This is a genomic window from Francisella-like endosymbiont (genome assembly GCF_003069505.1).
Taxonomy (GTDB): domain Bacteria; phylum Pseudomonadota; class Gammaproteobacteria; order Francisellales; family Francisellaceae; genus Francisella.
In genome coordinates this window covers 1-2,030 of sequence record NZ_QAPC01000009.1, presented here as the reverse complement: position 1 = coordinate 2,030, position 2,030 = coordinate 1, and the positions used below count along the sequence as shown (strand labels likewise).

Sequence of the window (2,030 nt, the reverse complement as noted above, 5' to 3'; positions counted from 1 at the left end):
TTTTTCACTTCTTTTTTTTACAACAAACATCTCAATCACCTAAATATAAATAAAATAAATAAAAAATTAATTTTTGTTAAGGTTTAGTGTTAAATATAAAAAAGTTACTAGCAATTTAACCACTTTTATGTTTATTAGATACTTTATCATCTGATATTCTACTACTATTAAATATTTACTTTTGAAAGGAGGAGTGGAGATACTAGTAACTACTTTTGTATTATATCAAAATAATTTAGACTTATTTGTAAAAAATCAGAAGATTGAGCAATGAAACAAACAACCGCAAAATATCAACTTCAGAGGCTGTTAGCTAATTAAAAGCAGATGCTTGGAATAAGACTTTAGTTGAAAACAGAGGTCAGCTACCAAAATAAATTTACAAAACACAAAACATATGCTAATGAACTTGCTAAATTAGATACAAAGATGAAAAATAATCTTATATAAGGAAGCTTTATACTTAAATCCAATCTCTAAAGTGGCAACATTTGCTCCTCTGACTAATGTACTTATTGCCTGTATAAAAGGGGCCGTATAGATCACTTAAAGAAAGAAGGTGAGCCACTTAAACCTCTTAGTTATAAGTAAGATAAAAGATAATCTCTACGATATCCATGTTTTCCCTAAAAAAGCCAAAGATAAAATCATTTATGCAACGCGTAAAGATTATATTATCTGTAAAAAGAAAACCTAAACAAGTAAGCCCAATATAAAAGCCTATAAGAATAATAATAGTGGTCTTAGGAATTGGTAACTATAGTTTCTCTTCCAAAATAAAGTATTGTTCCTAGAAAACTATGTTGTTGTACGCAAACCTCATCACCTTAATGAAAAGATCAAGTAAATTTGGATTAAAATTTTTAAGCCTCTGATTTAGATTGGAGCTTTAAGCTTTTGTAAGGTCAAGAATTAATTAAAGATACACGTTTATCTAAAATTTATTTTACAAGGAGTTCTAAAATAGCTAAAGCTATCATAAATTCTACAGATACAGAACTAGCATATGAATGTGGTGGAAATAATCCCTGCATTATTGTCTCAGGAATTAGGCCGTGGATACAAAAAGAAATCAAACACCAAGAAGTTCTAATTGCTACGGTAGCAAAGATAAATGGTGGGGCAGTGTGCGGACACCCTCAAACAATTATAATTTCTAAAAATGGGCTCAACATGAAGAATTCATCTCAGCATTTAAAGCTGCTCTTTAAATTGATACACATCAGGAACTTACTACCTAAGATCAGACAAAATTATACAAGGTTTCAAAGAAAATTACCCAGATGCCAAAATACTTAAGCCTCAAAATGGTAAATATAAAAGTGGAGAATTTAATACTTATTATTGATGACTACTGCGTAACACATGAAGCTTTTTGCCAAGTACTAAATGAAGTGCCTCTAGATATTACAACTGATACAAAAGAATTCTTAGCACAAGCTATAGCATTTTACAACACAAAATTTTTAGGTATATTAGGAAGCTATATTATCATTGATTAAGATATTAAAAAACACAAAAATGATTTAGAGAATGCTGTAATTAATATGATCTATGGAGGAATAGCAAGAAATACTATACCACTTTCTATTTTCTTAAACCCTTAATTTAACACGGGGTGGGGATAATTCCGATAAAAATTTGGTTTCTGGGCATAGCAACTTTGGTAACTTGTTATGTTATAAAAATATTGAGAAGCCAATTAATATATGATGATATCATATCTCCTGGACACATGATGAATACAAATATATCTTGTAATGGATTAGCTATCTGAAAATATGACTGCTTATTCAAATATACCAACATGGAGAAATCTATTTAAACTAATGTGTGGAGCTCTTAAAAGAAAACATTAAAAATAAAGATTCTGAATAAATGAATTATAAACCTAAAGATTTCAGCTACTAAATCATATTTAACAAAATTTATCTTAATCTAGTATAAAAAATTATACTTACCATTTTAAGTGGTGGGTGCTGAGGGGTTCGAACCCCCGACCCTCGCCTTGTAAGGGCGATGCTCTCCCA

General features: G+C 29.7%; 2 protein-coding genes. Both read left to right on the top strand.

Features of this window, described 5'->3' with window-relative positions; all coding sequences use genetic code 11:
• Window positions 1–559: 559 nt before the first annotated feature.
• Window positions 560–697, top strand: coding sequence for a hypothetical protein (locus tag C9379_RS08570; RefSeq protein ID WP_318263346.1), 138 nt, complete (start codon window positions 560–562; stop codon window positions 695–697).
• Between the two features lie 610 nt (window positions 698–1,307).
• Window positions 1,308–1,502 carry a hypothetical protein gene (locus C9379_RS08565; RefSeq protein WP_143384986.1) on the top strand — a complete coding sequence of 65 codons (195 nt, stop codon included), beginning with the start codon at window positions 1,308–1,310 and terminating at the stop codon, window positions 1,500–1,502.
• The last annotated feature ends 528 nt before the right edge of the window (window positions 1,503–2,030 follow it).